Raw genomic sequence first — 25,594 nt, 5'->3', positions numbered from 1 at the left:
ACAGTCTCCCCCAAAATTAAGGCACTCAACTTCGCAAACTTGTTTTGCATATCTCGCACCGTTCAGAATCTCTTTCACGAGCATTCAGCAATATAGCGGCTTTGCACTTCAAACATCTTGCCAGTCTAATCTGCCTCGCCCTTAGGTCCTTTGCGATTACCCATGCGGCGGAAAAATCTAAATCACTGCTCGGAAGTGATTTTTTATAGGAATCAAAAGCGATGACGATTTTTCGAATGTCGCTCTCCGAACTGTTGGATTCGACAACTTGGAAGCAAACCGCAAACAACGTCACCTCTTTGTACTTCTTAATGTTACGCGTCAATCCTTGCGTTGAATATTTCAATGCCCCCGGATGCGGAGAACACCCATGTAATTCCCGATAAGTTTTCCGGAGCAGTGGCCGAGGTAACCCTGTTTCCCTATGGATAATTGAAATCCTGGCATGACGTCTCAGCAATTCGAGTGCAAGGGAGTATTGATGAAAGGTCTTAAGCATCCGCCGCCTCCATTAATGCGAACCACTAAACCCGAGCAACACATCAACGATGTCATGCTGACGGCGGGTCATACTACGAATGAAGTGAGGTGTAAATCGCGGCGAAAAACATAACCAGCCCGATTGAGCAATATGCTGAATGTCCTCATTGGACAATTGACTAATCTCCAAGCGCATCTCCTCTTCGGCAATGCCCATCATTAACTCAGCAAGAATTGCATTTTCCCTCGCCAATTCACGGGCTTTTATCAGCCAGGTGAGATTCAGCTCATAAATTTCGGCATCACATGCTTTATTATGAAGTGCTGCATGTCGCTCAAAATAATCATCCAGATTGTTAAACGCTGACTTCATGACCTCGTCTATCTCAGGCGTCATGTTCGCGAGCTGAAATTTGTTTTTAAGAAAACCTGCTCCAAACTCCGCTACCAGAGGTAGCACCAATTCCTGAAAAAAACCGTGGGTAACGGCTTGCACGCCCTCAAAATCAATCGTCAGTATCTGCTGGTTGGCAAAACATTCGCGGGCCAATCTCGCCATCTTTTTGCCATCACAGGGTTGGGGTGTTTTGAGGTCGGTGAAGTTTTTAACAACGATATGCACTCGCTTTCTCCTGGTTGGCTATCTATTCGTCAATCATTCCAAACAGCACATGAATTAATTCGCCTGATTAAGCCTATTGCCCAGGCTTGACCGTAGCCCATCGGCGACGCCCGGTTTTATCTGCCCAAACATCGCAGATTGGGCATTGCTGATAGGGTTTTGGCATTTTGTTGAGCACCACATGACGAGCATGGCATTTTTCACAAATCGCCAGCCCCATTTCACTCGCTTTCCATTGTCCAACCAGTTGCCAGGCTCGATTGATGTCCAGCAAAATGAACTGCGCAACCCCGGCTTCCAATTTGCTTGGCTGAGGATTCTGAGCAACCACTCGACAGTACAACTCATAGGCAGTAATGAACACCTCGGCATTAAAGACGGCCGGGAGTTGCTGTTGTGATAAATCGTGGATCAGCCCCAGGAAAATAGAAGCGTGAATGTTGTTCACGGAAGAACGGAGAATCCAAAATAAGTCATATGGCAGCATGCCCTTCTTGGGCGATTGCCGGTGTATGGCCTTGTACACCCGTATCGCCGTCTTTTTTCCGATATGGCACACAGAACGCACAACCGGAGGCCGAGCGCCCAATTTAAACAGAGCCTCGGCCAGGGCCAATTGATAGCCCTTACCTGTCTCAGGAATGAAGGGTAACCGAATCATTTAACTTCCAAGCTTAGTGGTTTTGAGGAAGTAAGTAATGCGACATGCGATGCCAACGACACATTTTTGGGCGTATTCATAGGAATCAACGTAATCACGGTTCTTGCAATGCCAGATAGCTCCCGGATTTTTTCCACGGAAAAGCCGGAGAGTTCCTCAATCTGCTTTCGGTCAACACCGAATCGCCATGCCGCTTCCATAGGGTTATTTCTGGCGCATTCGCGGGCCAGCATCAGGTATTCAAAATTCAGATGGGCAATATCTTGTTCAAGGGTCGACATGGTGTGTCCTACTTAAATCACGATCGTGGTCTATGCTAATGACTAATCTTGTTAGTGTCCCGTACGAAAGGTTTCGGTTTTGAGCTATCAATCACGAGAAGTCTGTCTATTCGTAGCATTGCATCTTTTGAAAAAATGTCCCGAAAGGGATGATTTGCTTTTGATTCCGAATTTCCAAACGTCAATGAAGCTATAGTGCGTGCTTACAACAGCAGATGTAACCGTTTTTTATCGTCTATAATTTTTGTCTACAATTCAAAAAGAGTTGCAAATTAATCTATTCAACTGAAATCATATGGGCCTGTGCCTATGATGAGCACATTACGAATTGAGAGCCCCCGTTAATTACTGAAACGTAAGTTTTGGAGGAATTTTATGATTTTATTTTCCGGTGACCAGCCACAAACCCTCAGCAACCCAGTTAGGGATAGTTTATGCGTGAAGTGATTCAATGTCTGATCGACTGGCTTGACAAGGATCCCAGTGATGAAAAGCCGCATCGCATACTCCGCGCCTTAGCGCAGGAATCGTTGAAAAAAGCTGGCTTTGAAGAATGTAAGCGACGTTTTACCGCGGATGAGCTTGTGGCTGCCGCAGAGGAATTACCCAAGCCCGTCGACTCCAAAAAATGGATCGATTGGCCAGGGTCATTTTCGAATTACTGGCAAACCAAAGAACCTCAGATTATTGAATTTGCCAGGCAGCAAGGCTTGCAGTCTTATCCCAAGCCAGAGCGAATCAGTACCAAAGGCGGGCCTGGCAATGTTGCTACGTTTTGTATCAAAGCGGTGCCATTACCAGAAATACGGGAGGAAGATAATGTATTTCCAGAGTCTACAGAGAAAGAATTCCGACAACTCCAAGCTCATTATGAGGTTGCTTCCCATGGCGCGGTGAAGCCATCCTGGTTAGCCAATTGGTTATTTCACGATGGCCAAATACAATTAAAACACTGGCATATTTGGCTGATTGTCGGCTGGTTATTCTTGATAGGGCTTGGCACGCTCGTGTTCTCGTATGTCGGCTGGTTTTCGCTCTCGAGGCCTCAACCGATTACGACCCGCGAAATCACGCTGTTTTTAACCATTTTTGGTTTTCCCTATTTTGTCTGGCTTGGATTGCTTAGACCCTGGGTACGTCTATTCGAGGATCGAGTCGTGCTTGCACATGAGATTTTTCTAAATATCAAAGAAAAACCGGCACAATATGAATTGCTCAGAGACGGAGATTTAAGACAGATCCGGCTTGTTCGCTATTCCGCCCCTTGTCCGATTTGTGGCGCAACAATTTATCTTGAAAACGGCGCGCCTGATTATCCGCGTCGATTGGTTGGACGCTGCTATGAAAGTCCGAGAGAACATGTTTTCAGTTTTGATCGAGTCACTCGGCGAGGACGCTTGCTAATCGCCCAATTGGCATAACTATTCCATGAGATGGAACAATCGATAGAATTAAGATCGGAAAAAATCAATGTCGCGATATTTATGCAGCCCCCGATACCTGTGCTATGAGTAGAAGAGTCCCAAAAATAATTAGGCAAGCTCGACCTAACTTTAGAAGTGTCTCTCGCTCTGAGACGGAATTATCGAAGCGAGTGATAGAGAATCCCAGCAGGATTGATCTCGCTAGAAAATACTTCGTAGCCGACCTTCCAGGTGCAATTATCCCTGCGACCCGCCTTCACAATATTCTCGATAACTTAGAGCAAGGGCGTCGGCCTTTAGAACAGGCTCTGATGTACTTGCAAAAACAGCGACTTGCTGCGCTACAACAACTTGCGCAGGGTGAAATTAGCTACGATGCTTTCTCCCAGATTGCAGCCGAAGAATTGGTTAAGCGTAAACAAGTTGCCGAGGCTGAACGGAGAAAAAAAGAAGCGGCGCAGTTGCGACTATTTGAGCAAGAAAAAGCTCAAGAGGCTATCCGTAAAGCCGAATACGAACGTAAGCGTCAGCAGGCGGAGGAAGCTCGACGTCAGCGGGAGAGCGACCCGAAATATATCGCCAAAATAAAAAACCAGCAGCTTCGGTCACGCTATGGGCTAGATCAGATCATTGAAAAACAATTTTTTGCCCGTTTGATGGACATTCTTCATCGCCTAGACGGTGGCAATCGTCTCTCTGACGAAGACATTCTGTGGCTTACCACCGAGGGCTCGGATTACTATACTGAGACCCTTCAGACAGCCTTTCATGAGCGAGAAGCTGAGTTCTATACGGCTGAGTACAAACGAACAGCTGATCCATGGAATGCGGTTAATGCCAGCGGCCACTACCGCAAGTGCAACCAAGCCAGAAAAGCCCATGATCTGCTGGCTTCGATCCCTGCTGGGCTCCAGAAAGCCCCCAAACTGATCTCTGCTATCTGCACAACCCATGGTGGTGTGATGCGAGATTTGAAGCGTTTCAATGAAGCTTTGAATTTTGGCGACCAGGCACATGCTCTGACGCCGAAGGATTTCCGCCCTTGCACCCTATTAGGTGCAGTAAATTTCGAGATGGGAAACTACGACCTCGGGAGGGACTGGTATGCCAAGGCGACAGAACGCGGAGCCAGTGAGCGGACGATTGACTATGACCTGCGTGGCATCTTCCTGCGTGCGGATAAGGCTAAACGCGAAGAGATTAGGTCATTCCTACTTCGCGAAGATCCAGTTCGGTATAAATGGGTTATTAAACTCAAGGTCCAAGATCAAGCGCCCTCTTAGAGTCGATAGTACCAGCCAAATTGCCATCGAGTGCTATCGGCCAGAAGCAGTCATTTAATAAAATTAAAGAAATTTTTCTGATATTATTCTCCATCCATATTGAGTTGCCAGCAGCGGACAGCATTGCTTTAGTGCTGCTTGCGGAAGACATGTAAGGTTAACTGCCTAAGTAAATTTTCGTAATAGCTTTCAGGGAAATGCTATGACCTATCGATTGATAATATTGCTCAACTTCTACTTGTTATCAGGAGGGATGATTTTAGGCGCAACTAATTGCGCTCAGGCGAGTGATTCTGCATTGGAAGAAAAGAAAGAATCCGTAGCTCATGTAGAAAAAGCAAGTTCTAGCAATATTCATATTGATGAGATAGTGATAAAGGGCTTGCCTACTGTCCAATCTGAAAGTCCAACGAATGCGTTGGACAGTCAAAAAATCCTTGCGCTAAAAATATCAAACGATGCTCAAGAAGATTTTATGAGCTGGATTAAGAGGCAAGGATTATTTATAACAATATTTGGAATTGCTGTATTTATTGTGTTACTTACCACGGCAATTACTGCCATATGGACCCATATGAGCAGGAGGATTGAAACTACAATAGATAAAGAAGTAGATAAAAAGGTAGACAGCCTAGAAAAAAAGCGGGAAGAAGCGATTGAAACAACAATTGCTGCTAAACTTGAAATAGAACGGGCAAAAAAGGCGTTGGAAGAACTTCAGGACACTGAAGCTGAACTCAAAAAGAAACTAAAAGATTTTCGTCATGAAATCGATGATGAGATTAAAAAAAGCGCTTCTATAAGAATAGATATAGATTTAATGACTCAGAGTTTTGAATCAAAAATAACAGATGAAGTATCTGAAATTGATAATAAGATTAGTTTTCTAAAGCTGATAATTAATGAAATTGATGCCAATGGAAGCGTCAGGGATAATATTGTGGAAAAATTAATTTTAGACCTGAAGAGCGATGATTCTGAAAAACAATACACTGCAGCAGAGTTACTGCCTTTATTTGACCGTGAAGCAAGCAAAATAGCCGACGCTTTTGTAGATATTTTGAAAATAAAGCCGGATACAACTTTGGGATCATTATTGTTAAGTGGATTGGGGGAACTAGGGGGGGATGGAAAAATACTGGATTATCTTATCGAATTAGTAGCGGATACTAGCCATCCAAATATACTTGCGATTATTGGTGCACTTGGGGCATTTGGTAACACTGAAGGCGAAAATCTTAAGTTAGGCTTCGTTGTTGATCGGTTATTAGCTGTCCTTCAAAATGGCATAGACAATGATGCGCTTGGATTGGATGTTGCATCAGAGGTAAGAGGTGCTATTGCGCTTGCTCTATCATGCTATGGGGAAAAATCTCAACCCGCAGTGAAAGATTTGATAAACTTGTTGATTGATCCAGTTCCAGAAACCCGAAAAAATGCAGCAATCGCATTAGGGGCAATTGGGAGAAAAGCCAATGATGCAATTCCAGCATTGCATAAATTAAAGGATGATGAATCTACCGCAGTAAGAGGCGCCGCCTTAGAGGCAATAGAAAAAATACAACTATCAGCGTAAGTGAATTAAATTGTCACATAGCAATAAATAGATTATTTGTTAAAGCTTTTCCAGGGGCAGTAAGATTTAGGCAATTATTAAAATCGCGAATTTCTTCTATCTGACTTGAAATTACATTGTGCCTTGTTTTCAAATACTGAATGGATGAGGATGGTATATTATTTTCTATCAGCAACTTAAAAAACTGTTTAATCACACAAAAAACATAGAGTGCATGCAATACCCCGCGCGGATGTCTATATTCATTCTTCCATGGCGAAAAGTATTTTTCATTTGTTTCGATAATCATAGGTATACGCTGTTCGATTAACGATAATTGCAAATGCATTGCTTCATGCAAAATGGCCTCAGCAACCCGCAACGTATCGTTTTTCATACGCTTGCTGGGTACCGAAACAAATATCGAAAAAGGTATATTAGGCAGGCTATAGCTAATATCAAAATCGTCATCTACAGGTTGTAGGATATGTAAGCTACCTACGAGTCTAGAGACTGTCTCATAGACGGTTGGTATTGCGACCAGAATATCCAAAGCTTCTTGTAGGCACTGCATAACCGTTGAAGTTTGCAAAATTTTTGTTGAATATGGCTTTGCGCCAGAATCGGCGTACATGGACGCTATCTTATCCGGCATTGGATAAACATTAATAGGGAGCTGTGCCTTTATTGAAGGTTTTAAAATGATGGCAGTTTTGTTTGGCTTATCATCTACGCCATTGTTTAATACGGCATCGGTTGAATAATTAACTGCTTGTAAGCCATATTTTTCATAAAGCTGCTGCCAGCCATAATTCGCCAAATCTTCGGTTAATTCCGGAAACCATGCTGGTGAGACAGGGTTTTGTATAGTCGAAATTATTAAATTATCGAGCTTGTTCATCTAATTGATAAAAAGAGAAGATGATTGTATAGCGCTCGCTCTTATGGATAGTAGAAACCGCATGGTGAGAATCAGGGGAAATAGCGAAGCCGACTGAACTGTTATGCGAAGGGCGAAATATTTTGTGTATATCGCTGGGATTTTTACTGTTAAAAAACATTAGCATGCCACCATTTTCATCATCCCACCCTTTATTCAATTGAATTAATAACCTGTGAGTTTCGCAGCCCGGAATGTAATCATTATGTATACGTATACGTTGGCCCGGTATTAATTTATGCGCGGTAAAATCGATGCGGGCATTGAGCTTGACCGAGAATAAACTTTCAACTCGGCTTTTGATTTTGGCAAGATACTCAGGGGTGGTTAAAAACTTCAAACAAGTCGGTAACTGAGCATCAAAAAAACTAAACTCATACTGTTCATAAAAGTCAGTTTCAACGAGTTTCCAAGGCGCATCGTTTTCAAGCCATGTTAATAAATCAAAGCTTAACTCTGAAGATAACGCTTGCGGACTTACGAAGTAAGGAAAAGGCTGTGTAAATACTTCGGTGTTTGTTAAGGTCAAAAGTTGTTTGTCAGCTATGTGCATTGCTGTATCCCGCAGAGTATCGACTTTACTTTATTAATAATAAGCAACTGATCGTTACAATATACCGAAGGATTATCGTATTGAGAACCTGACTTCCATCTGTGCAACGGCATTCCTCCACCGCAGATTTGCAGTTCAGGACAGGTCTGACAAATTAAAGAGGCTGGCCTTTGCAATTTATGTGCATCTGCGAATTCGCTGGAAGAAAATATATCGATCAAGCGATGAGTATGAATATTCCAATGCGCTAAAAAGCGATCGGCACCTTTGTACGAACTTTTTAATGTGTCGTTTTTGGTTACGCTACCATCGGTATCAATGACCGCGATCCCGAAATCCGTGACGCCAACGCCTTCTTTTATACCAATTCCGCCAAGAGCAAGACGAACGATGTCATCGAGAATCCTAATTTTTATCGGGTTCTGATCGGCTAGATAAACATCCAACAGCTCTACTAGCCAAGCTCCATATTCAGTAGATTGAAACGAAGCTTTTCCAAAAGGCAATTTGTCATGATTACCATCTCTATAAAGGAAGTCTACGTTGGGAGCGCCAAGGTCCTTAAAGAAATTGTAGATTCTATGTGGACTTGAAGTAGGGTCAATGACTGCCAACAATCCAGCAAATAAAAATGAAGCATCAGGGTGGGACTTGAGCTTATCAATGCCCTCAATTACACGACTATATGTTCCTTCGCCTTTATGTCCTACGCGGTTAGCATTATGGATAGATTCAGGCCCATCTAGACTTACCGATAGTGAAGTTTTATATTTTGAACAAAGATCAAGGATCTTGTCCGATATGAGCATTCCATTGGTTTGTATACTGATGCAATAGCTATCAGGTATTGCTGTTCTAAGCGAATGAAGTAGAAACTCTAATCGACGGGAACCAAGCAGTAATGGTTCTCCGCCATGAAGAACAATCGCAAAGGGACGTTGTTGCGCAGATTTAAGATCGGCTAACTCTTTTGTTATGGATTCGATTGTTTCTTGTGAAATGAAGTTAGGCATGTTTGCCCAACTGTCATCTCCCATGTTGTAGACATAGCAATAGCTGCAATTAATGTTACATTGACTGGCTACCTTGATCAGGATCGTATCAATTTCTACCATCAAAGTTCATTGATTACCGGTTATGACGGTTATGCACTCGGTCGTATGCATAGAGCGTTGATTGATTGTCATTTTTTACTTCCTCAATGAGTCTTGCCAAAGTAGGGCTGGCAACACTAACAACTTGCACATCAGTAGGTATGCTATGGCGCACTGGACTACCTTGTAGGGATGGTGAGGGGCTTTGCATCGTAAATGGCTCCGGTGAACTAAAAATAGAGATTCTATTATAGATGTTAAAGCTCCCTAATAAAAATTTTTGTTCCTTATATGCCATTAAAAATCAATATCTTATAAAACAAATTTATTGATAATTTTCCATGGCGAAAAATTATTTTTTTTAGCGTTTGTAAGTTATTGATAATAATGAGAAAAAAATATACAGCTTTCTTCTATTTTTTATTTTAAGTCCCTTGAGGTGCAAAATTCCTTCTGTAAGGTTGCTAACATTCGTAGCGAAAAGCTTGAATGTCAGGTTTGGGTCGTTTTTGCTCCTTCAATTCTGACAGAGCAAGTTCGGCTATGAGGGGGTGATTCTAATATTCAAATGATGTCGTTAGACACCCTCTGGAAGCTTCAAGCGCATCATTTCCCTTCGATCCAACTTGTCTCCATCGACTACAAAGGTGCCATCGCCGATTGCGTGAAGGGTCCGCTTCTCTTCTCGTGAATCATCAAAGTACGCTTCGACACCTTCCAGCACAATGATGTTGTGCTTTTCGACGACATCGATCACTTTACATTCAATATTTGCCAGGCATTCCTTGATCTGAGGCGCGCCGACATGCTTTCCCTTGAGAGGAGTCAATCCGAACTTATAAAATTTGTCCGTGTCGGTGCCAGAACAAATTCCTATCCCAACAACCTGATCTATTAGGTCCACGGTAGGAATAGCAATGACGCATTCTTTGGAGTTCCGAAGCGCCTTATAGGAATAGTTCCAGGGCCCCGTTGTTATGGCAAATCTCGGCGTAAAATCCATCACCATGGTCCAGGAGATGGTCATAATGTTGTTCTTCTCCCCATCGTTTGTCGTAACAAGGATAACTGGCCCAGGTTCAATCAAAGTAAAGGACTTGCTAATCGGCATCGTCTTCATTACCGTACACCTCATGCTGTAGGCTAAAAAAGTATTAGAAACGGGGAACGATTCCTATCGGTTTAAGCGAGGAGAAAGGCAGTGGAAACCCAAAAACCCTAAACTTTAACTGGAAACTGTTCAACACTGTTCGACACTAGCGTGCTGGAGCAACCAGACGGTCTCCGTTGATGCGACTTTTCCCTTCAAACCTCCCGCGACACTCTTGCTTTCAACTGACTTTAATTGGTACATAGCGCCATAATGTTGCATTACTTCGTTCTCGGTAACTGAAAACGGAGGGCCATCCATCAACCGTTGGTCGTATTCATAACAGATCAGCAACTGCGGCGCTGTGCCGGTTATGTTCATCAGATGTGACGTATATCGCTCTCGTATGCTGGAAGGCAAGGCGACTAAAGCAGCGCGATCGTATATCGCGCTTATGGGCCCCAGATATTCAGCAGACACATCAAAAATATCGCCCACGAATATGTCGATATCTTTAGCGCTGTAGCGGACCAACTCCCCAGCTTTAAAGAGTTGCGGCTCTAACCCAAGTTCTTTAAACAACTCGTTAACGGCGAGTTCGCTCAATTCGGCGCCAGCCACTCGATAACCGCAGCCAAGTAACCAGGAAATGTCGCGTGTTTTGCCGCACAAAGGCAGGAACACACGGCAACCTTTTGCCAGCTTTAACTTCTTAAAATGGGCTACCAGAAATGGGTTTGCTTCGCGTTCATGAAAAGCAATCTCGCCGCGCTCCCATTTTTGATGCCAGAAACTTGCGTCCATATCGACTCCTTAAATCGTTCAAATAAAAAATCACCACAAACTTGATGCTTAAGTGTTGTACCAAGTTGTATTCAGGGCTAGGATAAAAGTTCAAGTCAACTTGAAGTCAAGCATTAATTACGACAGGTGAAATAATGGATATATCTGAGGTCGCAAAGGCAACTGGCTTACCCGCTTCAACGTTACGGTTTTATGAAGAAAAAGGACTGATCCAGTCTACCGGTCGCTTGGGTTTGCGTCGGCTATTCAGCGCCAACGTCATAGAGAGGTTGGCTTTAATAACTTTGGGGCGACACGCTGGTTTCTCGCTCGATGAGATTGGTGAAATGTTTACTCCGGAAGGGCCTGACATCAATAGAGCGTTGCTTTTGGCCAAGGCAGACGAGTTAGACAGGAAAATTAAAGAACTGACGGCTATGCGAGACGGGCTCCGTCATGCAGCGGTCTGCAATGCTCCAAACCATTTTGAATGTCCAAAATTTCTTCGTCTCCTCCGTGTTGCGGGTAAGAATCGGTTTAGGCAGCCAAATAAATTGAAGGAAAACAAATCGTAAAAAATGTGCCATGGAACAAGGGTAAGTTGATCGGTTAGCTTCTTCTATGCCGCAACTGATGAGCCACCCAGCGATTCGGGGGCGTCCGTACGTTTAACCCAAACGCTGGTCTTTACCATGGTACAATTATTTAATGCACTTTACGATTCGGCGGCTTCTCGCCAAAACCCATCTGTACATGAGCGACTTTTAGGGCCAAGAGCGTGTTAAATCCGGGGCCATGAGACTCAGTAAGCATCAACCCGTTTGAGCTTAAATTCTGCATGAAAAAGAACAAGAAAAATAAAGCTCTTTGGCTGAAAGAATCCGAGATTGCAGTGGGCGATTTGTATTTCACCACGGCAAATCAATATCGCGCGGTCCTGGCAATAAAAGGCGATTTTTTAATCTATGCGCCCAGCTCGGAAGGAATGGAGCCTTTGCGTCCCGACGCAAAAATGCCCTTCGCTAATTCTCCGGTTAAGAAATGCCAAATCGCTACCTTTGCGCAAAAGGAATACCAACCATTTGAATGGCATCGTGTTACAGCCATCAAGCATCAATTAAACAACATGCAGCTCGCCGAAGCCATCGCTCAATGTAATGCGAAGGCCACTATTGAAGCCCTATTAGCCGAATAAAAGTTTAGAGCAGTTCAACGGCAGACTTTCCAACGGGTTTTTTGTTTATGGAAAACCGTTTGAAAATTAACACCTTCTAACTGATGGTCTCTATAAACCGTTGTTGTTCTTTGATTCTGACAGAGCAGGTTCGGCCATTTTCGGACTGCTGCGCTGTCATTATCAATGACAGCGATTCAACATATACTTGCCTAGCAGCCCAAGTAAATTTGGGCATATCTTTAAAAGATCACATTTAGAACGCTGGATATAATTTTTAAAATTAGTGAACATTCCTGCAATCAAGCTTTAATTTTATAGGGAGTTTTTGATGATTACTGTGAATGATCTTGAACAGGTCATTGCTAGATCCGAGCAATTCGATGACGAGTTGTTTTCAATGTTTCAGAAATTCGAATTTGGCGATGATAATCGAAGCTCTGCGGTCGTTACAATGTGCAACATTGCTCATGAGCACGCTATCTCCTTAAGAGAGCTCACCAGAATTCGTTTACTCACCTCTGCAATGGGAATGCTACGTCTTCAATACGAGGCTCTTGTTAGAGCAATTTGGGCCCTTTATGCTGCATCTGAAACTGCAATCGACAAACTAGTGGCACCGCTAACACCTGAGAGTGAGCAAGCAGCAAAAAACGGACTACCCAATGTTTCCAAGATGATGGAGGATATTCAAAAAAAAGGGCCGCCCGGTGTGCATCGTCACTTGAGTGAGTTTAAAGATTATTCATGGCAACCGCTCAATTCTTATGTTCATGGCGGAATTCATGCGGCCAACAGAAGTAATGCTGGCTATCCAGTTAATATTCACTACTCTGCTGTAAGGCAATCAAACAATCTTTTGCACATGTCAGCCATCGCATTAGCTCAACTTATTAATGACGGCGATCTAGCAATGGAAGTTGTAAAGCTGTACAAAAAACACGCCGATTGCCTTCAGTTGACATAAAAACTAGATCGGCAACATGGAGGGGCTGTTTTACTCTGTGATAGTCAATAGGGCAAGTTCGGCCAAGAGCCGCCGGACACCCACGCCATAGAGCTGCCATTCGAGAGGCCGGTTCACTCTTAAAGCAGCCAAAGGGGCAATTCCGGCTCCTCGGCCTAAGCGGTCTTTCGTCAATACGACTCACAATGGCTGTTTTACACAAAATTCCTAACAGGTTCCGCAGGCGCTGACCGAGAGCTTCTCGGCCGAAGTCGACCTTAGTATTCTGGTCCGAATCGGGCTGCTATGCGCCAATTATTGGCATTTCAGCCTACGTGACAAAGCTCGCTTCCCGCATTCGCCTGCGATTTCAGCTCGAGATCACTGTGCAGGCGTTTGATCATCGCGTTGTGGTGCTCGAGAACTTCCTTGGTGCCCCATGCTTTGCCGTTGCGAGTGATCTCCGCCATCACTTGCAGCTTTGGGCTCTGTTTCTCTATTGTGTTCTGGAAGTTATAGGCCTTGGCGCTGGGCAGGCTATTGCTGAACTTCGAGTTTACGCCGACGCTTACAAGAGCCAGGTTTCCCAGTAGATGGAGGCACTCTTCGGAAAGCTGCGCTCCCGATTGCTGCTCATCGGGATGTTGCGGATAAAAATGTTCAATCGAGTTCCGGAAGGAGAACCTGAACTCAGGGTTCTTCCGGTCCATCCATATCAGGTAATCCAGGTAGGTGAAAACAATCCGGTTAATGCTGAAGCCACAAGGTGGTTCGTATAAGGGGAAGGCTTCCCTGACTTTGTTGCGGGCATAATTGCGCAATACGTCAGCAAGATCGGATTCCGTTACCTCAGCGCCTTCGCTCTCGTCCAGAAGCTTCAGCAGCCTAGTGATCCAGTGCATTGTCCTTGGCGAGGTATAGGTCACACGCAGCATCGACTGGAGTATCAATAGATCGTTGGTTTCCGGATCGACGTCCCCATCCTCTTCAACATTGTCGCTGCCCCGGGAGAAGGTGTTGATGTACCCGGGAATCGGCCGATCTTTGGAGCTGCGCTTGACAAGACGTTGGAGGGACCAGTCGCCTTCGTCGCTGTTCGTGGTGGTGTACTGTCGCTTCAGAATGAAGCTGTCAAAGAGATTCCGGCAACGCAGTAACTTGAGGGCGAACTCCTGAACCCGGCGCGACTTCTCGGCGCCGTGGTTTTCAAGGAATTGCTCGAAGCACTTGACGAGCCTCTTGTCATCCAGGTGGCCCTCGTCCTCGTTCTCATTGCCGTTCATCACCTTGAGGACGTGCAGCAGAAAAGAGGGGAACTCGATGGTAGAGCGGAAGCGCACATTGTCCTGTTCCTCACTGACAACTGCCGTCCGCATCTCAGCGTACTTTGCCAGCGCATCGTCGAGCGTCAGAGATGTGCTGGGATTAGTGATGTCGTCGGCCACTACGTGGATCGTGACGAGTTGATCAAAGCTCGAAACTGTGAGCAAGGACCAGTCGTCGCCGAAGATCTTCTGACGCAGGTTCGTGTCGCCTCGCGTCAGCATCATCTGAACGTAGGAATCCATATCAGCGCAAGCTTCCCAGATCCAGGCGAAACAAGCCCGCTGGGCATCTTGGTCAAGGTGCTGCATAAGCCGTGCCTTGACGATGTCGACCTGTTGAAGCTGCTGGCCGCGGGTATTCATTATCTCGAAGTAGCGATTGAAATCCGTCTTGCGGGGCAGGGATGCTCGAACGACAGTCACCTTATCGCGCAGGAAATTCGCAAATTGGCTCAGCTCGGCATTCTTGAAGTGCTGATTCATGAATTGCCGGATGACGTTGTAAGCCTGATGAATCCCGCCATCTTCGGTGGTCGATGAGTGTGCCGACGAAACGGAAAGACGCAAAAATCCAGGTGCAACTCGCCTTAGTGCCTCTGTTGCGCGGGGGCGAGACTCGTAACGCAGACGCTCCTGATGTTTGATGTTCAAAACGTTGTTTCCCTCCAGGAAGGTCAGGAGCAGATAAAGGGTTGTCAGCCGTTGCTGGCCGTCGATCACCTCAAAGCAGGTGGGCGTCTCCTTCAGTTCGGTGACCATCAGGTTGCCGAGGAAATAGCAACTTTTCCCATCATGCATCGCGTCCTTGATGTCATCCAAGAGTTGCTCGATCTGCTCGACTTGCCACGCATAGTTCCGCTGGTAGATGGGCACCATGTAGGTCCCGCCTGAGTCATCGAACAGTTGGCCAATGGTTAGTAGCTTAGGGTCGAGTTGATCACTTTTCATCATGCCTCCAACTTTTTTAAAAGCGCAACGAGCTGTTTCTCGTGGTCGCTGTTATAAGTCCCGCTAGCTGTAGACAGTTGGCGAATGACGCGGCCGGACTCCGCTGTGCGCATCAATGCAAACGCCGATGCGTTCGACTGATCGCCTCGCGCGCGATTGTCGATCGACCGGAACTGTACGCGGAGTAACTCCACCCGCGCTGAATAGGCCCAAGCAAAGAGCCGATCACGCGCGGCAGGCAGATCCTCGTCTCCAAACTTGTTCGTGTAATACAGGAGTGCGGCCAGATATAGCTCGGAGACGAACCGATACCGGCTCCGGGACGGGCGCTCATGTAAAACGTTACTGCCCTCTTCTGCGCCGACGTTATACAGCGCAAACTCTGCGCGCTCTCCGTCGAACGCCTCCCGGGCCAGTAGCCTCAGCTCCTTCAACATGAACGCCGCCATTTCAAAGAAAGTTTTTCCGGCCAGCAGCGGCGCATCCAGGTGGAAGCGGATCCGCCCCGCCTCCCGATCCGCGAGTCCCGAAGGGGACCCTCTCCACACGTCCAGAACGGGGATCGCAACCTGCGCCGCCATATGGTAGCGAGCGCACGGTGATCGGCTGCTCTTGGGGGATATCCCCTTGAACATGCCGATATCGTGAACCGTGAATCGCGGGGCGCTCTCTCCGCGAGCCCAGCGCGCAATCCGGTAGAGATAAGTCGAGAATAGTCGATTCAATTCAGCGTCAGTGACCGATTCCCAAGTTTCAACGACCGCAGCTTTCATGGAAACAGTTTCGTCGCGCATTTCGCGCAAATGGTAAGCCTTGAGAAGATCATGGGGCGCCAAGGGCTTTCCGCGGTAGTTCTGGGAGTCGAACACTCGAAAGGCCTCGTCAACGTCGTCTGTCACGACGCGGACCAGTTGGCACTGGTTTCGGATGAACTCCGCCAGTCCCTCACAGTTTTCCTTTCTCAAAGCCTCATGGCGACGAAGAGCGTTCCACACGCGATTGATCGGGTTATCAGCTTGATCACTATGCTTGGGACAACCAGCTGTCCCCGTAAGAAGCAAAATCATGCGTAACGTGAGCAGACGTTGCTGGCCATCGACCACCTCTAGGCTCGGGCCCGTATTGTGCAGAATTACGGCACCAAGGACATACGGGACGTCGCGCCGTTCGCGGTCGGCCTCCTGGATATCGTCAAGCAGCTGCAGAGCAGTCTCCGGCTCCCAGCTGTAGGGACGCTGGTAGTGAGGAATTCTCAGGTTCTCGGCGAGCAGGTTACCGACGGTAACGGCACTAACGTCGCCTCGGCTAATGGTCATAATGATCCTCCGGGTTAGTGAATTTGAATTCAGGCTTTAGCGCGAATAGGGTGTTGTGCTGGTCGCCCATGGGGCGCGCGGTGCGTCAAAAACTGCATCCTCACCCACGCTCATTCGACTCCTGGCGCCCACCAAGCGGCGGTATCCTCAGGTCCAAACGTTCACCTGTCCGCATGGCGATGCGATTGATGGCCTCGGTCCGGAAAAGCAGCGAATCACACCAGGCATCGGACGCCCCGAAGTTATGGTGACCTTCGGCATTGAACGTGCAGAGAAAGTGTAAGCCTCCGTCTTCGCCGAGAGACTTGTACTTGCGGTCATCCCGGTAGCTGAGGTTTTTTTCCGAGGTCAGGAAGAGCATGGGGTCAGGTTGCGCCTTAGGGAAGACGATGATGATGTATTCCTACTCTATCATGAAGTCCTCGGGCGGCGCGAAGATGTTTTCGAGTCAGATAGCCGTGTAATTCCTTCTCACCAGCCGCTCGCGCAGGTCGGCAGACTCGAAGAGAGATCCGAATCTGAGGGGGCACAGTTCGGTCGGCATGCATAAAGTTCCCATTGAAATCCTGTATAGGATTCAATTCTGCGTTGAACTTACGACATTTCATGTCGCACTTGCTAATCCCACTTTCTCAGTATGTGCCCCTACTGCGCTGTACGACTGCTCAACTCTGAAACCTGCCACAGTGCCGTCGAGATTCAGAATGTCTCTTGTGGGTCGTTTTTGCCCATTGCCAACTCTCAAAAGGGCCGTTTTTAAGAATATAGACGATGTACGGCAATTTGCCGCAATATAGGCTTATGAGAGGTGATTCCTATGAAAAATGATACTGCAAACAAAAATGCTCGACTGGAGGCACGAATTACGCCCGATATTCATGCCCTGATAAAGCGAGCCGCTGAACTTCAGGGGCGGACAGTATCCGATTTTGTCGTATCGGCAGCCCGCGATGCCGCGATACGAACCATTGAACAAACCGAAATGATTCATTTATCTCAGGAAAATCAAATCCGTTTCGCCGAAGCGCTGATAAACCCCGCACCTTTAGTACCGGCAATGGAGCGAGCGATGGAAGCCCATAAGAAACTGGTAGGATCTTTTGAGTGAGCCCCCATTTACGATTGAACCTCTCGGACAGCATGACCGAGCCGGTTTTTCATGCGGGAGTGCCCCGCTCGACCATTTTTTTGAACGGCAGGTGTCTCAGGATATTCGCCGCCGGATAACCGCTTGCTATGTCGCGGTTTGCAATGTGTCCAATCAAATTGCCGGTTTTTATACGCTGTCCGCCGCGCAAATTTCCGTCACGCAATTACTGGATTGTTTCAAAAAGAACTTCCCCCGTTATCCTTCTGTACCGACGATTAGGATCGGAAGACTTGCAATCGATATGAAGTTTCAGGGGCAAGGGCTGGGAAGCACCCTGCTCATCAATGCCATTTATCGTTCCATCCGCGCGGATATTGCCGCCTACGCCGTCATTGTGGACGCCAAAAACGAGGGCGCTATCGCTTTCTATCGTCACCACGGCTTTTTGGACTTGAATGCGCAAGAGCGCACCCTGTTCGCACCTCTGGCACAATTCGCAAAGGCTTTTTCTTTTGTACCTGCTGTCGGGATTGCTGGATAATGGCAGCGATATCGCTAAAAAGCGGAGCCAATTCCTGGGCAACCGATGGAGACGCATTGAGGAGGTCATGGTCTGAGAATCCTACCTGCGGTGTTCCTGCGTCATCTGTTGTCGTATTACGCGACTTTTCGCTTCAATGACAAGATCAACGTCATTGGCTGGGTCGGCGAAGCCACAAAGCCATGATGTTCATAAAAAGCCTTGGCTTCAGCGGAGAGGGCGTGCACCAAAAGGCCACGGATGCCGAGAATTTCACTCGCGTGGAGCGCGCGCAGCACCGCGTCTTGCAACAGTGCGACGCCCACGCCTCGACCTTGCCAGGCTTGATGGATGGCCAGACGGCCGAGTACGACGACCGGCACGGGATCGGGCATATTGCGACGGACTAAAGCCGGCACATCATTCAAGGCCAACGCCCCGGAGGCCAGGCAGTAATAGCCGACCACCTGAGTGCCTTCGGCGACCACATAGGTGCGTGAGGCGCTACTTACCTGATTAGAACGAGCGCGCCGCTTAAGCCAGTCGTCCAGGCTATCGACTCCGCAGGCAAAGTCATCCAGCCGATGTTCCGCCGAGAGCGGAACCGGCGCGGATAGCCTTATTCCTGCCAAGGTTTGGCCGCCGACATCAGGCGTTCAAAGCCTTCCCCGCTTGGCGGCTGATCCAGCACCTCGAGAAAATGGTCATAGGTTTTTTGATCAACGCGCACGAGGGTTTGATCGAGCAAGGATTCTTCGGCGGCACGCCGCGCCGCATCAATCATAAAGTCAGAGCGCGTCTTACCCTGGGCCTTGGCGGCTCTGTCAATCAAGGAACGAATGTCACTGCGCACCCGTAAATTGACTGCCTGGGTTTGCGTATCCGTGGGTGTTTGGTGCTTTGGGGGCATGGCAACCTCTTTCATTATCTGTAGAGATAAATCCTAACATAGTAGATACACAATGTGTATCTCCTTTTAATCAATCGATCCCTCGCACGGTCCGATCTTCGTAGTCGACGCCGATGCGCTTCGGAGCCCCCTCTGTCAGAATAGTTGTCGGCGCTTAATCGCATTTTGCACAGAGTTGAGCTCTTCTTCGGTGTTGACGAGAGTGCGGTTATCGGGGCACGCTCGAACAATGGGATACCGAAAGCCTTGCGCAGGTGCGCACCACCCAATTGACTAACATAGGCGTCTTATTTGATGAAGTACAGTCTTGGCATCATTGTAGTCATATTGGATGGCGGTAAAGACACCCTCTTTTTCCAATAAGAGTGTCGGAAAACCCTTTACTTCCAGTCTGCGAGTAAAGTCAATCTCTTTTAAAAGCGCCTCCTGGACGGCTGAACTTTCGATATCCGCTGAAAAGAGCGCCCCATCCAAACCGATTTCATTGGCCAGTTCAATCAGCGTATGGCTGTCGGCAGGATTTCTGGCCTCCAAATAGTAGGCCTGCTGGATCGCTAGAATCATCTTTTCTTCATAGTCGGGATGTTGCCGCCTGGCGGCGATGACGGCACGGCAGGCCGCATAAGTTGACCGCCGAGGCACACATTTCTCCCAAAATTCAAAATTGAACGGCGTCCCGGGAACCGTTTGTTGGATTTTTTGCCAAATACGCCTCAGCTTGGCCTGCATGTCCGTTGGCATCGTTTGATCCGTGTCCGGTGCAAGACCTCCCAGAACGCGCTGGCTGCGCACATGATCTGGAAGACCTGCCACGATGTCTTGCCAGCGCGGCCTGAAGGCCCAACACCAACTGCACATGGGATCATGGAAGTAGTAAAACGTAAGAGACATAGCCGAACCTGCGCGAAAGATAGGTGATCAAAATTTTATCGCCAATGAGCCTTATGAAATTTATCATAGAGAGATGACTGACAATCAGTTCCGAGTATAAACGCCTAAAGGTCAATAGATGGCATCTGCATTTTTCCGCATTGCCGTTCCGGCATTTCGGTATCTTGTTTCAAAAGTAACATGGTAAATTCCAAATAAATGCACTGAGGTTTTGAAATGATGGCTTTCCCCTCACCTTCTTCAAACAACCGAAATACCGATGCCAAGGTCTTTCTGGTCACCGGCGCGACCGGCGCGATTGGTAAAGCCATTGCCCGGCAACTGGCTGCAACCCCGGATTCCGAGGTGGTGCTGGTATGCCGCAATCAAGATAAAGCCAAACACGCAATCAAGGAGATCGTCGAGTCGACCGGAAATTCCAGGGTGCGTTATGAGATTGCCGACTTGAGCAGGCAGGATGACATCCGTGGACTGGTGGCGCGCTGGACAGGGCCACTGCATGTGTTGATCAACAATGCGGCTTGCACGCCGCACACCCGTCAAGAGACGCCCGAGGGCATCGAAATGCAGTTTGCCACCAATGTGCTGGGTTATTTTTGGTTAATCGATGCATTCACGACCATTTTAAAAGCATCTGCACCCGCACGTGTCGTCAATGTCGCCAGCTATTGGGCCGGCGGCCTGGATTTAAACGATTTGGAATTTGTCCGCCGACGCTACGATAACGACAACGCCTACCGTCAGTCCAAACAGGCCGACCGCATGCTAAGCGTTGCCTTTGCTGAAACGCTCGAGCCTTACCGCATCAGCGTCAATGCCTGTCATCCCGGCGACGTCCATTCGACTTTAAGCCATAATCTGGGGTTCGGCGGTCACGAAACGCCGGACCAGGGGGCTGCGACGCCCGTCTGGCTGGCGACCCATCCTGTCGGCCAGCAATCTACGGGGCGCTATTACGAGCACAGGTGCGAGTCCAACTGTACTTTCGGCCGTGATAGGCAGGCGGTGCACGCCCTTTATGAGATATGCGCCAATTACTCAAACGGTAAACTCCGGCGTTAGCCAGCAGTTTTTGCAGGATACTTGATCACCCATCCCGGCGGGATGGCATATCCCGCAAGGACTGGATGAATAAACTCAGTAAACCCAGTGTCATGCCGGTTTGCCGGCGCTAACGCCGTGCAAACCGATGTCCTTGTATGAAATCCCTATACTGTTGAGCTTCGGCTTTAGACTGAAACCGCGCATGCACGACATCGTCGATCCATACTTCCCAGGGCAAGCGTTGCAGAGCGCCCTTAACCAGGGTAACTTCGCCCACCCGAAACGCCGCATGCTGATACAGCACCTTGCGCGGGGTATCGATGCGGATGATGCAATGATCCAGCAATGCCGGGCCGCCGATTTCGCCGGGCTCGATCAGTAACGGGACTTTGATGGAACCCGTCGACCGGCCTATGCAACCGATGACGTCGTGTTCCTCGTGCCAGGACTGACCGGTTGCCGGATCGCCGTAAAAAAGCCTGATCTTGCGCCGGCTTTGCCGCAGTTGTTCCAACAGCTCGATGACCGGTACCGGTGTCTCGGCATGATAACAGGTGCCGGATGGCAAACGGCGGTAGCGAACGCAATGGCCATTGCCGAAACGATGTTCAAAGATTTCTGGATTCATGATGACTGTCCTCAAATAAAAAACGGAAACGTCATGAATCCCCGGCCGGGAATGAGACATTCCCGACTGGGTTGATAAAATGAACCCCGCGTCAAATGACGGGGCTAACTCGAGTTGTGATGATTAACGCTGTTTTAACCAGCAATCGCCTGCAAGACTCAGGTTTGCAACGCGCTCTTACCCAAGGCTTTCATTGCCAAAGGCACCCACTGATCCAAATCTTCCCAGTTGATGCTGCCGCCGTTGGCTTCGCCCTGTTGATAGGCTTCGACCAGTCCTCGACAGACCTGCATCGCCGCTTGATCCTTTTTCAGTTGTTGTACCGAGGTGTCGGGAGACGGCCATCGTTCGACGGCCACGCATTCCCAAACCAACCTCTCATCACCCGACTCCTGGTAATCGTCGGCCAATAACGGCATCGCCGCGGTATCATCCCAGATCGTGGCCTCATTGAACGCCTGCTCGGCGATCTGTTGGGCCGCTTCGGGACTCTCCGCTTCAATACCCACCGAGACACGGTGGACATAATCGATTTCATATGAGACGACAAAGTGTTGCGTCATGGCTATTCTCCACGATGATCGACGGTAAACCTCCTCCCATAGAAGGAAGGTTCCCGCCAGGTTAAAGTGCTATGTCTTCGCTATGCAGCGGGACGATTTCTTTGTGACAAACCGGGCAGCGATCATGACAAGCGCAGGCCCATTCATCCTGACAATCGAGCAGGCAATCCGGGCAGCGGTAATCATTGAGATACCAGGTTATCGTGTCATCAGCCATTGCTTGGCTGATAGGAATACGGGATTGAGACATGAGGGATCTCCAACAGAATGTGGCAGGAAACCCATCCGTCATGGATGGCTGTTCCAGCCGGATAATTGAAGCGGACAAGACCAAAAACAGCCTGCCCAGCCCGCTTGATTTTGCATAAAAAACGGATTATGGTAGCTATCTTTCACGAATTAACGGGAAATAAGCCATGTTTGAGCCGATTTTGCGCATTTTTGATTTCCTCAGTCCGAACCGGACGGAGACTCGACATCAGCCGCCTAAACCGATGGCAATTCCGGTCGATGAGCGACTCAAAACCGTTCAACAGTGCGAGCACATTTTCAAAAAACTCGATGCGGTAGAAGCCGAAGTGTTGAGCCGAATTGACAACCCGGAGCAAGCCTGGCCCTTTTTATGTCGAATCCGGCAACTCAGGCGCGAGACACAGAACGACCTGTTATCGCTGTTGCCGGAAGGCAGTTGGGTCTTTAGCGCTGACTCCCCTACCCTCGATAGCCCGGTTCGCGCGGCTAACACGCGAACCGGCGCACCCTTGCAGGTATTCAATGGCGGGCGGGCTGATTATTAGGTGGCGTCGTTCCGCCACCCTTCAATGCTTCCCGGAGTTGAAAAACCTGCTGGGCGGTTTTGGATGAAGGGGCATCGGTGGCCGCTTGAGCCGGCTGGGTTTTAGCCTTGCGGCGTTTTTTGGCTTCCGGTTCGGGACTCACGTCCACCGGTTTGATCTTGTGTAATTCCCGCTCCAGCTTGGCGATTTCAATTTCCGCCTCATACAACTTGATGGTTTTCTGTTTGGCTTGATATTGCAGCTCCAACCGATCCAGTTCATTGCCCGAGCTGCTGTTGCGCCGTTGTATTTCCCGGCGCACCGTTTCCGACATCGTCTCCCAATCGACCGCTTGGCTGATGCGAGGCATGATGACCGGCACGGCCTTTCGGGCCGACCATTGCGCCGTGTGGCGCCGGAGGGCGGATAAACCGTTTTTAACGATCACGAGTAGCTGAAAGGCCGTGGCCCAGATCACCCGCAGCGCGATTATGAACATTGCCACGATGATGATGCCAAAGATAAAGTTCATTGAAGGTCTCCTGTTTGCTTGTTAAACACCTGTCTTCGAATGAACCGTCGCCCCGAGGGCGATGATCGCCCGAAGCGGGGTTGAGTGGAATACAGCTTGTGGTTGCAAAATGCGCTTGAACATCGGGCTTAACGCACCCGACCCGCATAGATGAGACTATGCGCCGCCTGTAGACGGCACGCCGGCCAACGCCGGATTCAGCATTCGTAAATGAATGCATGAAGTTGATGGTTTTCCGATGCTCTCATTCTGTGCAAGAGCATGGGAAAAAGGCACTGGCCAATCGGCTACCCATAGCCACAATCCCTTTGCATCTGCTCAGGGATTGGGCTACGGATAACTGTTTGGTATTTAGGCCGCTGCTAACAGCACCACTTTCGACAGCGCGAACAATTGCGTTCTGAGTTCCCTCAGTTCGTTAATCGTGATCGCCACCGGAAACAGATGACCGACATCGATGCCCAAGCCCACACCCACGGTCTCAATCCCGCTATGACGGCACCGCTGCAAGATCTCCAGCGTGCTCAGGATGTCGTTGGGCTGACCGTCGGTCATCACCAGCAACACCTTGCGCGGTTCCCGGCAACGGAGCAACGCCGCGGCGGCAAACCAGGCGGCTTCCGTCATCGGCGTCGTGCCGCCGGCTCGTAACGAAAACGCCGCCGAATGGGCGCGAACGCGTTCGCCGTGTTCCAGCAGACGAAACACCGAGGTGTCATCCCTCCCGGGAAAAGCCGTCATGCCCGGATTAACCCCGGCTATGCCCTCGAATGCCAGGGCCAATGCCATGGACGCTTCCAAGGCGATCGATAACCGGTTTGCCACCGACTGATGCTTATCGCCCAACACCGGTTCATCCATGCTCTCGGACTTGTCCAGCAGCAGATGGATGGCGGTATTCGGTGCGGGTTTGACCACACGCCGCGCAAATACCCGGGGATCGCCCAATGCGAGTTGAGGAAGCCGCCGGCCGATCACGCGCCGGCCCCGGCCTGCGGGATGGCTTCGAGTGAGGCTTTGCGATTGTACCCAGCCTTGCAAGGCGGCACGGATTTTCACCGATTCGCTTTGTACCTGATTGAGCAGACTCAGGCCTGCCGCTACATTGCCCAGTGGCTTAAGCCCGACCGGCATCACTGTCTCAGGCGCATCCCGATCGTCCAGCGCCAAAGTGGACTTGACCACATCAAACACGTCGCGGTCGAAATCTGCCTCTGAGGCCGATTGCAGCGTTGCCATCAAAGACTGGTAGTCCGGTCCGTCTTCCTGCCCGGCCAATTCCTTGTCAGACATCTGGCTTGGCATGAGATCCCTGCCGGCCGTATCATCGCGATCGGCGGCTTCGTCTGGGCCAGACGAAGCCTGTGTAGAGTCGGTATCGTCCGTGTTTGTACCCGAACGATCGTGATCATCGTCAGACTCAATATCGCCTTTGCTACCGCTCGCTTCGGTATCGGCATCTCCCTGAGCCGCTTGGTTTTGCTGTTGCTGCGTGTCTTCCTGTGCGGGATTCTCACATTCCTGTTCAATTAGGGTCAGGATGCGATCCGCCAGATGCAGGCAATCGGTTTCCGATGTCAGGCTGTCCGGGACTTCGGATAACAGCCCTTTCAGTCGTATCACCGCACCGGCCGGAAAAAGCGATTTCAGCACCTGCTCGCTGATTTCGACCAAGGGATCCAGAGCCGTCTGACCGAGCACGCGAGCCCTCAGGCTTTTCAGCATATAGCCGTACAACACGTTGGCTGGGTGATCGTCCTGAGTAGCGGCGACAAAGCCACCGCTCGCGATCATTTTTTCGATCACGGTACGCAGGGTGAGCTGGGTACCGGGAAAGTCCTTCGCCAGTTCGTATTCGATGCGGACATCTTCGATGGCGCCACACAGCCGGCGCCGTAATACCGACGGCCCATAGGCCAGGGTGAAGTCGGAATAGCGAAGATGCGCGGCTTCGTGTGCCAACAATCCCCAGGCATAATCCTGATAATCGGGATCGTTGCCGTTGTAAGCCGGCAATTGAATCAGCTTGCCATCGGTATAGGCTTGATCGCCGCCGACTTTGACCTGGATGCCGAAGCGGTTACCGATGGCGGCCGCCACAATCGGAAAAGCATGGTGTAAGGTGTTATCTCTCATGGCTTGCTCCTAAAAATGAGGGGCAAGCC

At 48.9% G+C, this 25,594-nt stretch carries 31 protein-coding genes; 10 read left to right on the top strand and 21 right to left on the bottom strand.

Annotation, left to right across the window (positions count from 1 at the left end):
• Positions 1-25: 25 nt before the first annotated feature.
• The 4 genes from JJL52_RS07720 to JJL52_RS07705 form a co-directional block, all read right to left on the bottom strand.
• Positions 26-499: a FlhC family transcriptional regulator gene (locus JJL52_RS07720; protein ID WP_202051815.1), complete on the bottom strand. Its 474-nt coding sequence runs from the start codon at positions 497-499 to the stop codon at positions 26-28.
• A 12-nt stretch (positions 500-511) separates the two neighbouring features.
• Positions 512-1,102, bottom strand: a complete 591-nt coding sequence (locus tag JJL52_RS07715; RefSeq protein WP_202051814.1) for a flagellar transcriptional regulator FlhD — start codon at positions 1,100-1,102, stop codon at positions 512-514.
• A gap of 73 nt (positions 1,103-1,175) precedes the next feature.
• Entirely contained in the window at positions 1,176-1,763 is a 588-nt protein-coding gene (locus JJL52_RS07710; RefSeq protein WP_202051813.1) for a FlhC family transcriptional regulator, read from the bottom strand.
• Entirely contained in the window at positions 1,760-2,044 is a 285-nt protein-coding gene (locus tag JJL52_RS07705) for a flagellar transcriptional regulator FlhD (protein ID WP_202051812.1), read from the bottom strand. The genes JJL52_RS07710 and JJL52_RS07705 overlap by 4 nt, the downstream gene beginning before the upstream one ends.
• Before the next feature lie 434 nt (positions 2,045-2,478).
• Between JJL52_RS07705 and JJL52_RS07700 the strand changes: the two genes are divergently transcribed.
• The 3 genes from JJL52_RS07700 (at position 2,479) to JJL52_RS07690 (ending at position 6,327) form a co-directional block, all read left to right on the top strand.
• Positions 2,479-3,465: a hypothetical protein gene (locus JJL52_RS07700; RefSeq protein WP_202051811.1), complete on the top strand. Its 987-nt coding sequence runs from the start codon at positions 2,479-2,481 to the stop codon at positions 3,463-3,465.
• A 173-nt stretch (positions 3,466-3,638) separates the two neighbouring features.
• The gene (locus JJL52_RS07695) at positions 3,639-4,751 is read left to right on the top strand and encodes a cell envelope integrity TolA family protein (protein ID WP_202051810.1); all 1,113 of its coding nucleotides are present in this window, start codon (positions 3,639-3,641) and stop codon (positions 4,749-4,751) included.
• A gap of 202 nt (positions 4,752-4,953) precedes the next feature.
• On the top strand, positions 4,954-6,327 hold the full coding sequence (locus JJL52_RS07690) for a HEAT repeat domain-containing protein (RefSeq protein WP_202051809.1): 1,374 nt from the start codon (positions 4,954-4,956) through the stop codon (positions 6,325-6,327).
• 13 nt (positions 6,328-6,340) lie between these two features.
• Here JJL52_RS07690 and JJL52_RS07685 read toward each other — a convergent pair whose 3' ends face one another.
• The 6 genes from JJL52_RS07685 to tmpT form a co-directional block, all read right to left on the bottom strand.
• Positions 6,341-7,207, bottom strand: a complete 867-nt coding sequence (locus tag JJL52_RS07685; RefSeq protein ID WP_202051808.1) for an aKG-HExxH-type peptide beta-hydroxylase — start codon at positions 7,205-7,207, stop codon at positions 6,341-6,343.
• Positions 7,191-7,799 (bottom strand): cyclophane-containing peptide 2OG-Fe(II) oxygenase YhhC, encoded by a 609-nt coding sequence (yhhC, locus tag JJL52_RS07680; protein ID WP_202051807.1) that lies wholly within the window; start codon positions 7,797-7,799, stop codon positions 7,191-7,193. Before yhhC ends, JJL52_RS07685 begins: the two co-directional genes overlap by 17 nt.
• Positions 7,790-8,914 carry a cyclophane-forming radical SAM/SPASM peptide maturase YhhB gene (gene yhhB / locus JJL52_RS07675; RefSeq protein ID WP_202051806.1) on the bottom strand — a complete coding sequence of 375 codons (1,125 nt, stop codon included), beginning with the start codon at positions 8,912-8,914 and terminating at the stop codon, positions 7,790-7,792. Before yhhB ends, yhhC begins: the two co-directional genes overlap by 10 nt.
• A 13-nt stretch (positions 8,915-8,927) precedes the next feature.
• A complete protein-coding gene (gene yhhA, locus JJL52_RS21740) occupies positions 8,928-9,104 on the bottom strand; it encodes a YhhA family cyclophane-containing RiPP (RefSeq protein WP_436231513.1) in 177 nt (58 codons plus the stop codon).
• 366 nt (positions 9,105-9,470) lie between these two features.
• On the bottom strand, positions 9,471-10,013 hold the full coding sequence (locus JJL52_RS07670) for a flavin reductase family protein (protein ID WP_202051805.1): 543 nt from the start codon (positions 10,011-10,013) through the stop codon (positions 9,471-9,473).
• Between the two features lie 120 nt (positions 10,014-10,133).
• Positions 10,134-10,787, bottom strand: a complete 654-nt coding sequence (gene tmpT, locus JJL52_RS07665) for a thiopurine S-methyltransferase (RefSeq protein ID WP_202051804.1) — start codon at positions 10,785-10,787, stop codon at positions 10,134-10,136.
• A gap of 134 nt (positions 10,788-10,921) precedes the next feature.
• On the opposite strand from tmpT, the gene JJL52_RS07660 reads away from it, so the two are divergent.
• The 3 genes from JJL52_RS07660 (at position 10,922) to JJL52_RS07650 (ending at position 12,907) form a co-directional block, all read left to right on the top strand.
• A complete protein-coding gene (locus JJL52_RS07660) occupies positions 10,922-11,341 on the top strand; it encodes a helix-turn-helix domain-containing protein (RefSeq protein ID WP_202051803.1) in 420 nt (139 codons plus the stop codon).
• A gap of 263 nt (positions 11,342-11,604) precedes the next feature.
• Complete coding sequence (locus JJL52_RS07655) at positions 11,605-11,961, top strand: hypothetical protein (protein WP_202051802.1); 357 nt, start codon at positions 11,605-11,607, stop codon at positions 11,959-11,961.
• 310 nt (positions 11,962-12,271) lie between these two features.
• A complete protein-coding gene (locus JJL52_RS07650) occupies positions 12,272-12,907 on the top strand; it encodes a DUF6988 family protein (protein WP_202051801.1) in 636 nt (211 codons plus the stop codon).
• 305 nt (positions 12,908-13,212) lie between these two features.
• Here JJL52_RS07650 and JJL52_RS07645 read toward each other — a convergent pair whose 3' ends face one another.
• The 3 genes from JJL52_RS07645 to JJL52_RS07635 form a co-directional block, all read right to left on the bottom strand.
• Positions 13,213-15,159, bottom strand: a complete 1,947-nt coding sequence (locus JJL52_RS07645; protein WP_202051800.1) for a DUF262 domain-containing protein — start codon at positions 15,157-15,159, stop codon at positions 13,213-13,215.
• Positions 15,159-16,475 carry a DUF262 domain-containing protein gene (locus JJL52_RS07640; RefSeq protein ID WP_202051799.1) on the bottom strand — a complete coding sequence of 439 codons (1,317 nt, stop codon included), beginning with the start codon at positions 16,473-16,475 and terminating at the stop codon, positions 15,159-15,161. Before JJL52_RS07640 ends, JJL52_RS07645 begins: the two co-directional genes overlap by 1 nt.
• Positions 16,476-16,575: 100 nt before the next feature.
• Complete coding sequence (locus JJL52_RS07635; RefSeq protein ID WP_202051798.1) at positions 16,576-16,836, bottom strand: hypothetical protein; 261 nt, start codon at positions 16,834-16,836, stop codon at positions 16,576-16,578.
• A 456-nt stretch (positions 16,837-17,292) separates the two neighbouring features.
• On the opposite strand from JJL52_RS07635, the gene JJL52_RS07630 reads away from it, so the two are divergent.
• A complete protein-coding gene (locus JJL52_RS07630; RefSeq protein WP_202051797.1) occupies positions 17,293-17,583 on the top strand; it encodes a type II toxin-antitoxin system TacA family antitoxin in 291 nt (96 codons plus the stop codon).
• Positions 17,576-18,106, top strand: a complete 531-nt coding sequence (locus JJL52_RS07625; protein WP_202051796.1) for a GNAT family N-acetyltransferase — start codon at positions 17,576-17,578, stop codon at positions 18,104-18,106. Before JJL52_RS07630 ends, JJL52_RS07625 begins: the two co-directional genes overlap by 8 nt.
• Before the next feature lie 116 nt (positions 18,107-18,222).
• On the opposite strand, the gene JJL52_RS07620 is transcribed toward JJL52_RS07625, so the two are convergent.
• The 3 genes from JJL52_RS07620 to JJL52_RS07610 all read right to left on the bottom strand — a co-directional run bounded on the left by JJL52_RS07620 (position 18,223) and on the right by JJL52_RS07610 (position 19,886).
• A complete protein-coding gene (locus JJL52_RS07620; RefSeq protein WP_202051795.1) occupies positions 18,223-18,717 on the bottom strand; it encodes a GNAT family N-acetyltransferase in 495 nt (164 codons plus the stop codon).
• Positions 18,705-19,010 carry a type II toxin-antitoxin system TacA family antitoxin gene (locus JJL52_RS07615; protein WP_236994127.1) on the bottom strand — a complete coding sequence of 102 codons (306 nt, stop codon included), beginning with the start codon at positions 19,008-19,010 and terminating at the stop codon, positions 18,705-18,707. The genes JJL52_RS07620 and JJL52_RS07615 overlap by 13 nt, the downstream gene beginning before the upstream one ends.
• 258 nt (positions 19,011-19,268) lie before the next feature.
• The gene (locus JJL52_RS07610; protein ID WP_202051794.1) at positions 19,269-19,886 is read right to left on the bottom strand and encodes a DsbA family protein; all 618 of its coding nucleotides are present in this window, start codon (positions 19,884-19,886) and stop codon (positions 19,269-19,271) included.
• A gap of 216 nt (positions 19,887-20,102) precedes the next feature.
• Between JJL52_RS07610 and JJL52_RS07605 the strand changes: the two genes are divergently transcribed.
• Complete coding sequence (locus JJL52_RS07605) at positions 20,103-20,948, top strand: SDR family NAD(P)-dependent oxidoreductase (protein ID WP_202051793.1); 846 nt, start codon at positions 20,103-20,105, stop codon at positions 20,946-20,948.
• A gap of 109 nt (positions 20,949-21,057) precedes the next feature.
• On the opposite strand, the gene JJL52_RS07600 is transcribed toward JJL52_RS07605, so the two are convergent.
• The 3 genes from JJL52_RS07600 to JJL52_RS21300 form a co-directional block, all read right to left on the bottom strand.
• On the bottom strand, positions 21,058-21,558 hold the full coding sequence (locus tag JJL52_RS07600) for a hypothetical protein (RefSeq protein ID WP_202051792.1): 501 nt from the start codon (positions 21,556-21,558) through the stop codon (positions 21,058-21,060).
• 158 nt (positions 21,559-21,716) lie between these two features.
• Complete coding sequence (locus JJL52_RS21305) at positions 21,717-22,121, bottom strand: hypothetical protein (protein WP_236994126.1); 405 nt, start codon at positions 22,119-22,121, stop codon at positions 21,717-21,719.
• Between the two features lie 61 nt (positions 22,122-22,182).
• The gene (locus tag JJL52_RS21300) at positions 22,183-22,371 is read right to left on the bottom strand and encodes a hypothetical protein (protein ID WP_236994125.1); all 189 of its coding nucleotides are present in this window, start codon (positions 22,369-22,371) and stop codon (positions 22,183-22,185) included.
• A 166-nt stretch (positions 22,372-22,537) separates the two neighbouring features.
• Here JJL52_RS21300 and JJL52_RS07590 point away from each other — a divergent pair, with 166 nt between their 5' ends.
• Positions 22,538-22,918, top strand: coding sequence for a hypothetical protein (locus JJL52_RS07590; protein ID WP_202051791.1), 381 nt, complete (start codon positions 22,538-22,540; stop codon positions 22,916-22,918).
• On the opposite strand, the gene JJL52_RS07585 is transcribed toward JJL52_RS07590, so the two are convergent.
• Positions 22,893-23,429 (bottom strand): hypothetical protein, encoded by a 537-nt coding sequence (locus JJL52_RS07585; RefSeq protein WP_202051790.1) that lies wholly within the window; start codon positions 23,427-23,429, stop codon positions 22,893-22,895. The two genes, JJL52_RS07590 and JJL52_RS07585, sit on opposite strands and share 26 nt — an antisense overlap.
• A 351-nt stretch (positions 23,430-23,780) precedes the next feature.
• On the bottom strand, positions 23,781-25,565 hold the full coding sequence (locus JJL52_RS07580) for a VWA domain-containing protein (RefSeq protein WP_202051789.1): 1,785 nt from the start codon (positions 25,563-25,565) through the stop codon (positions 23,781-23,783).
• Between the last annotated feature and the right edge of the window lie 29 nt (positions 25,566-25,594).

The organism is Candidatus Methylomicrobium oryzae (assembly GCF_016745425.1).
Taxonomy (GTDB): Bacteria; Pseudomonadota; Gammaproteobacteria; order Methylococcales; family Methylomonadaceae; genus Methylomicrobium; species Methylomicrobium oryzae.
Note: the sequence above shows the minus strand (reverse complement) of the source record. Positions and strands in the feature narration are given on the sequence as shown.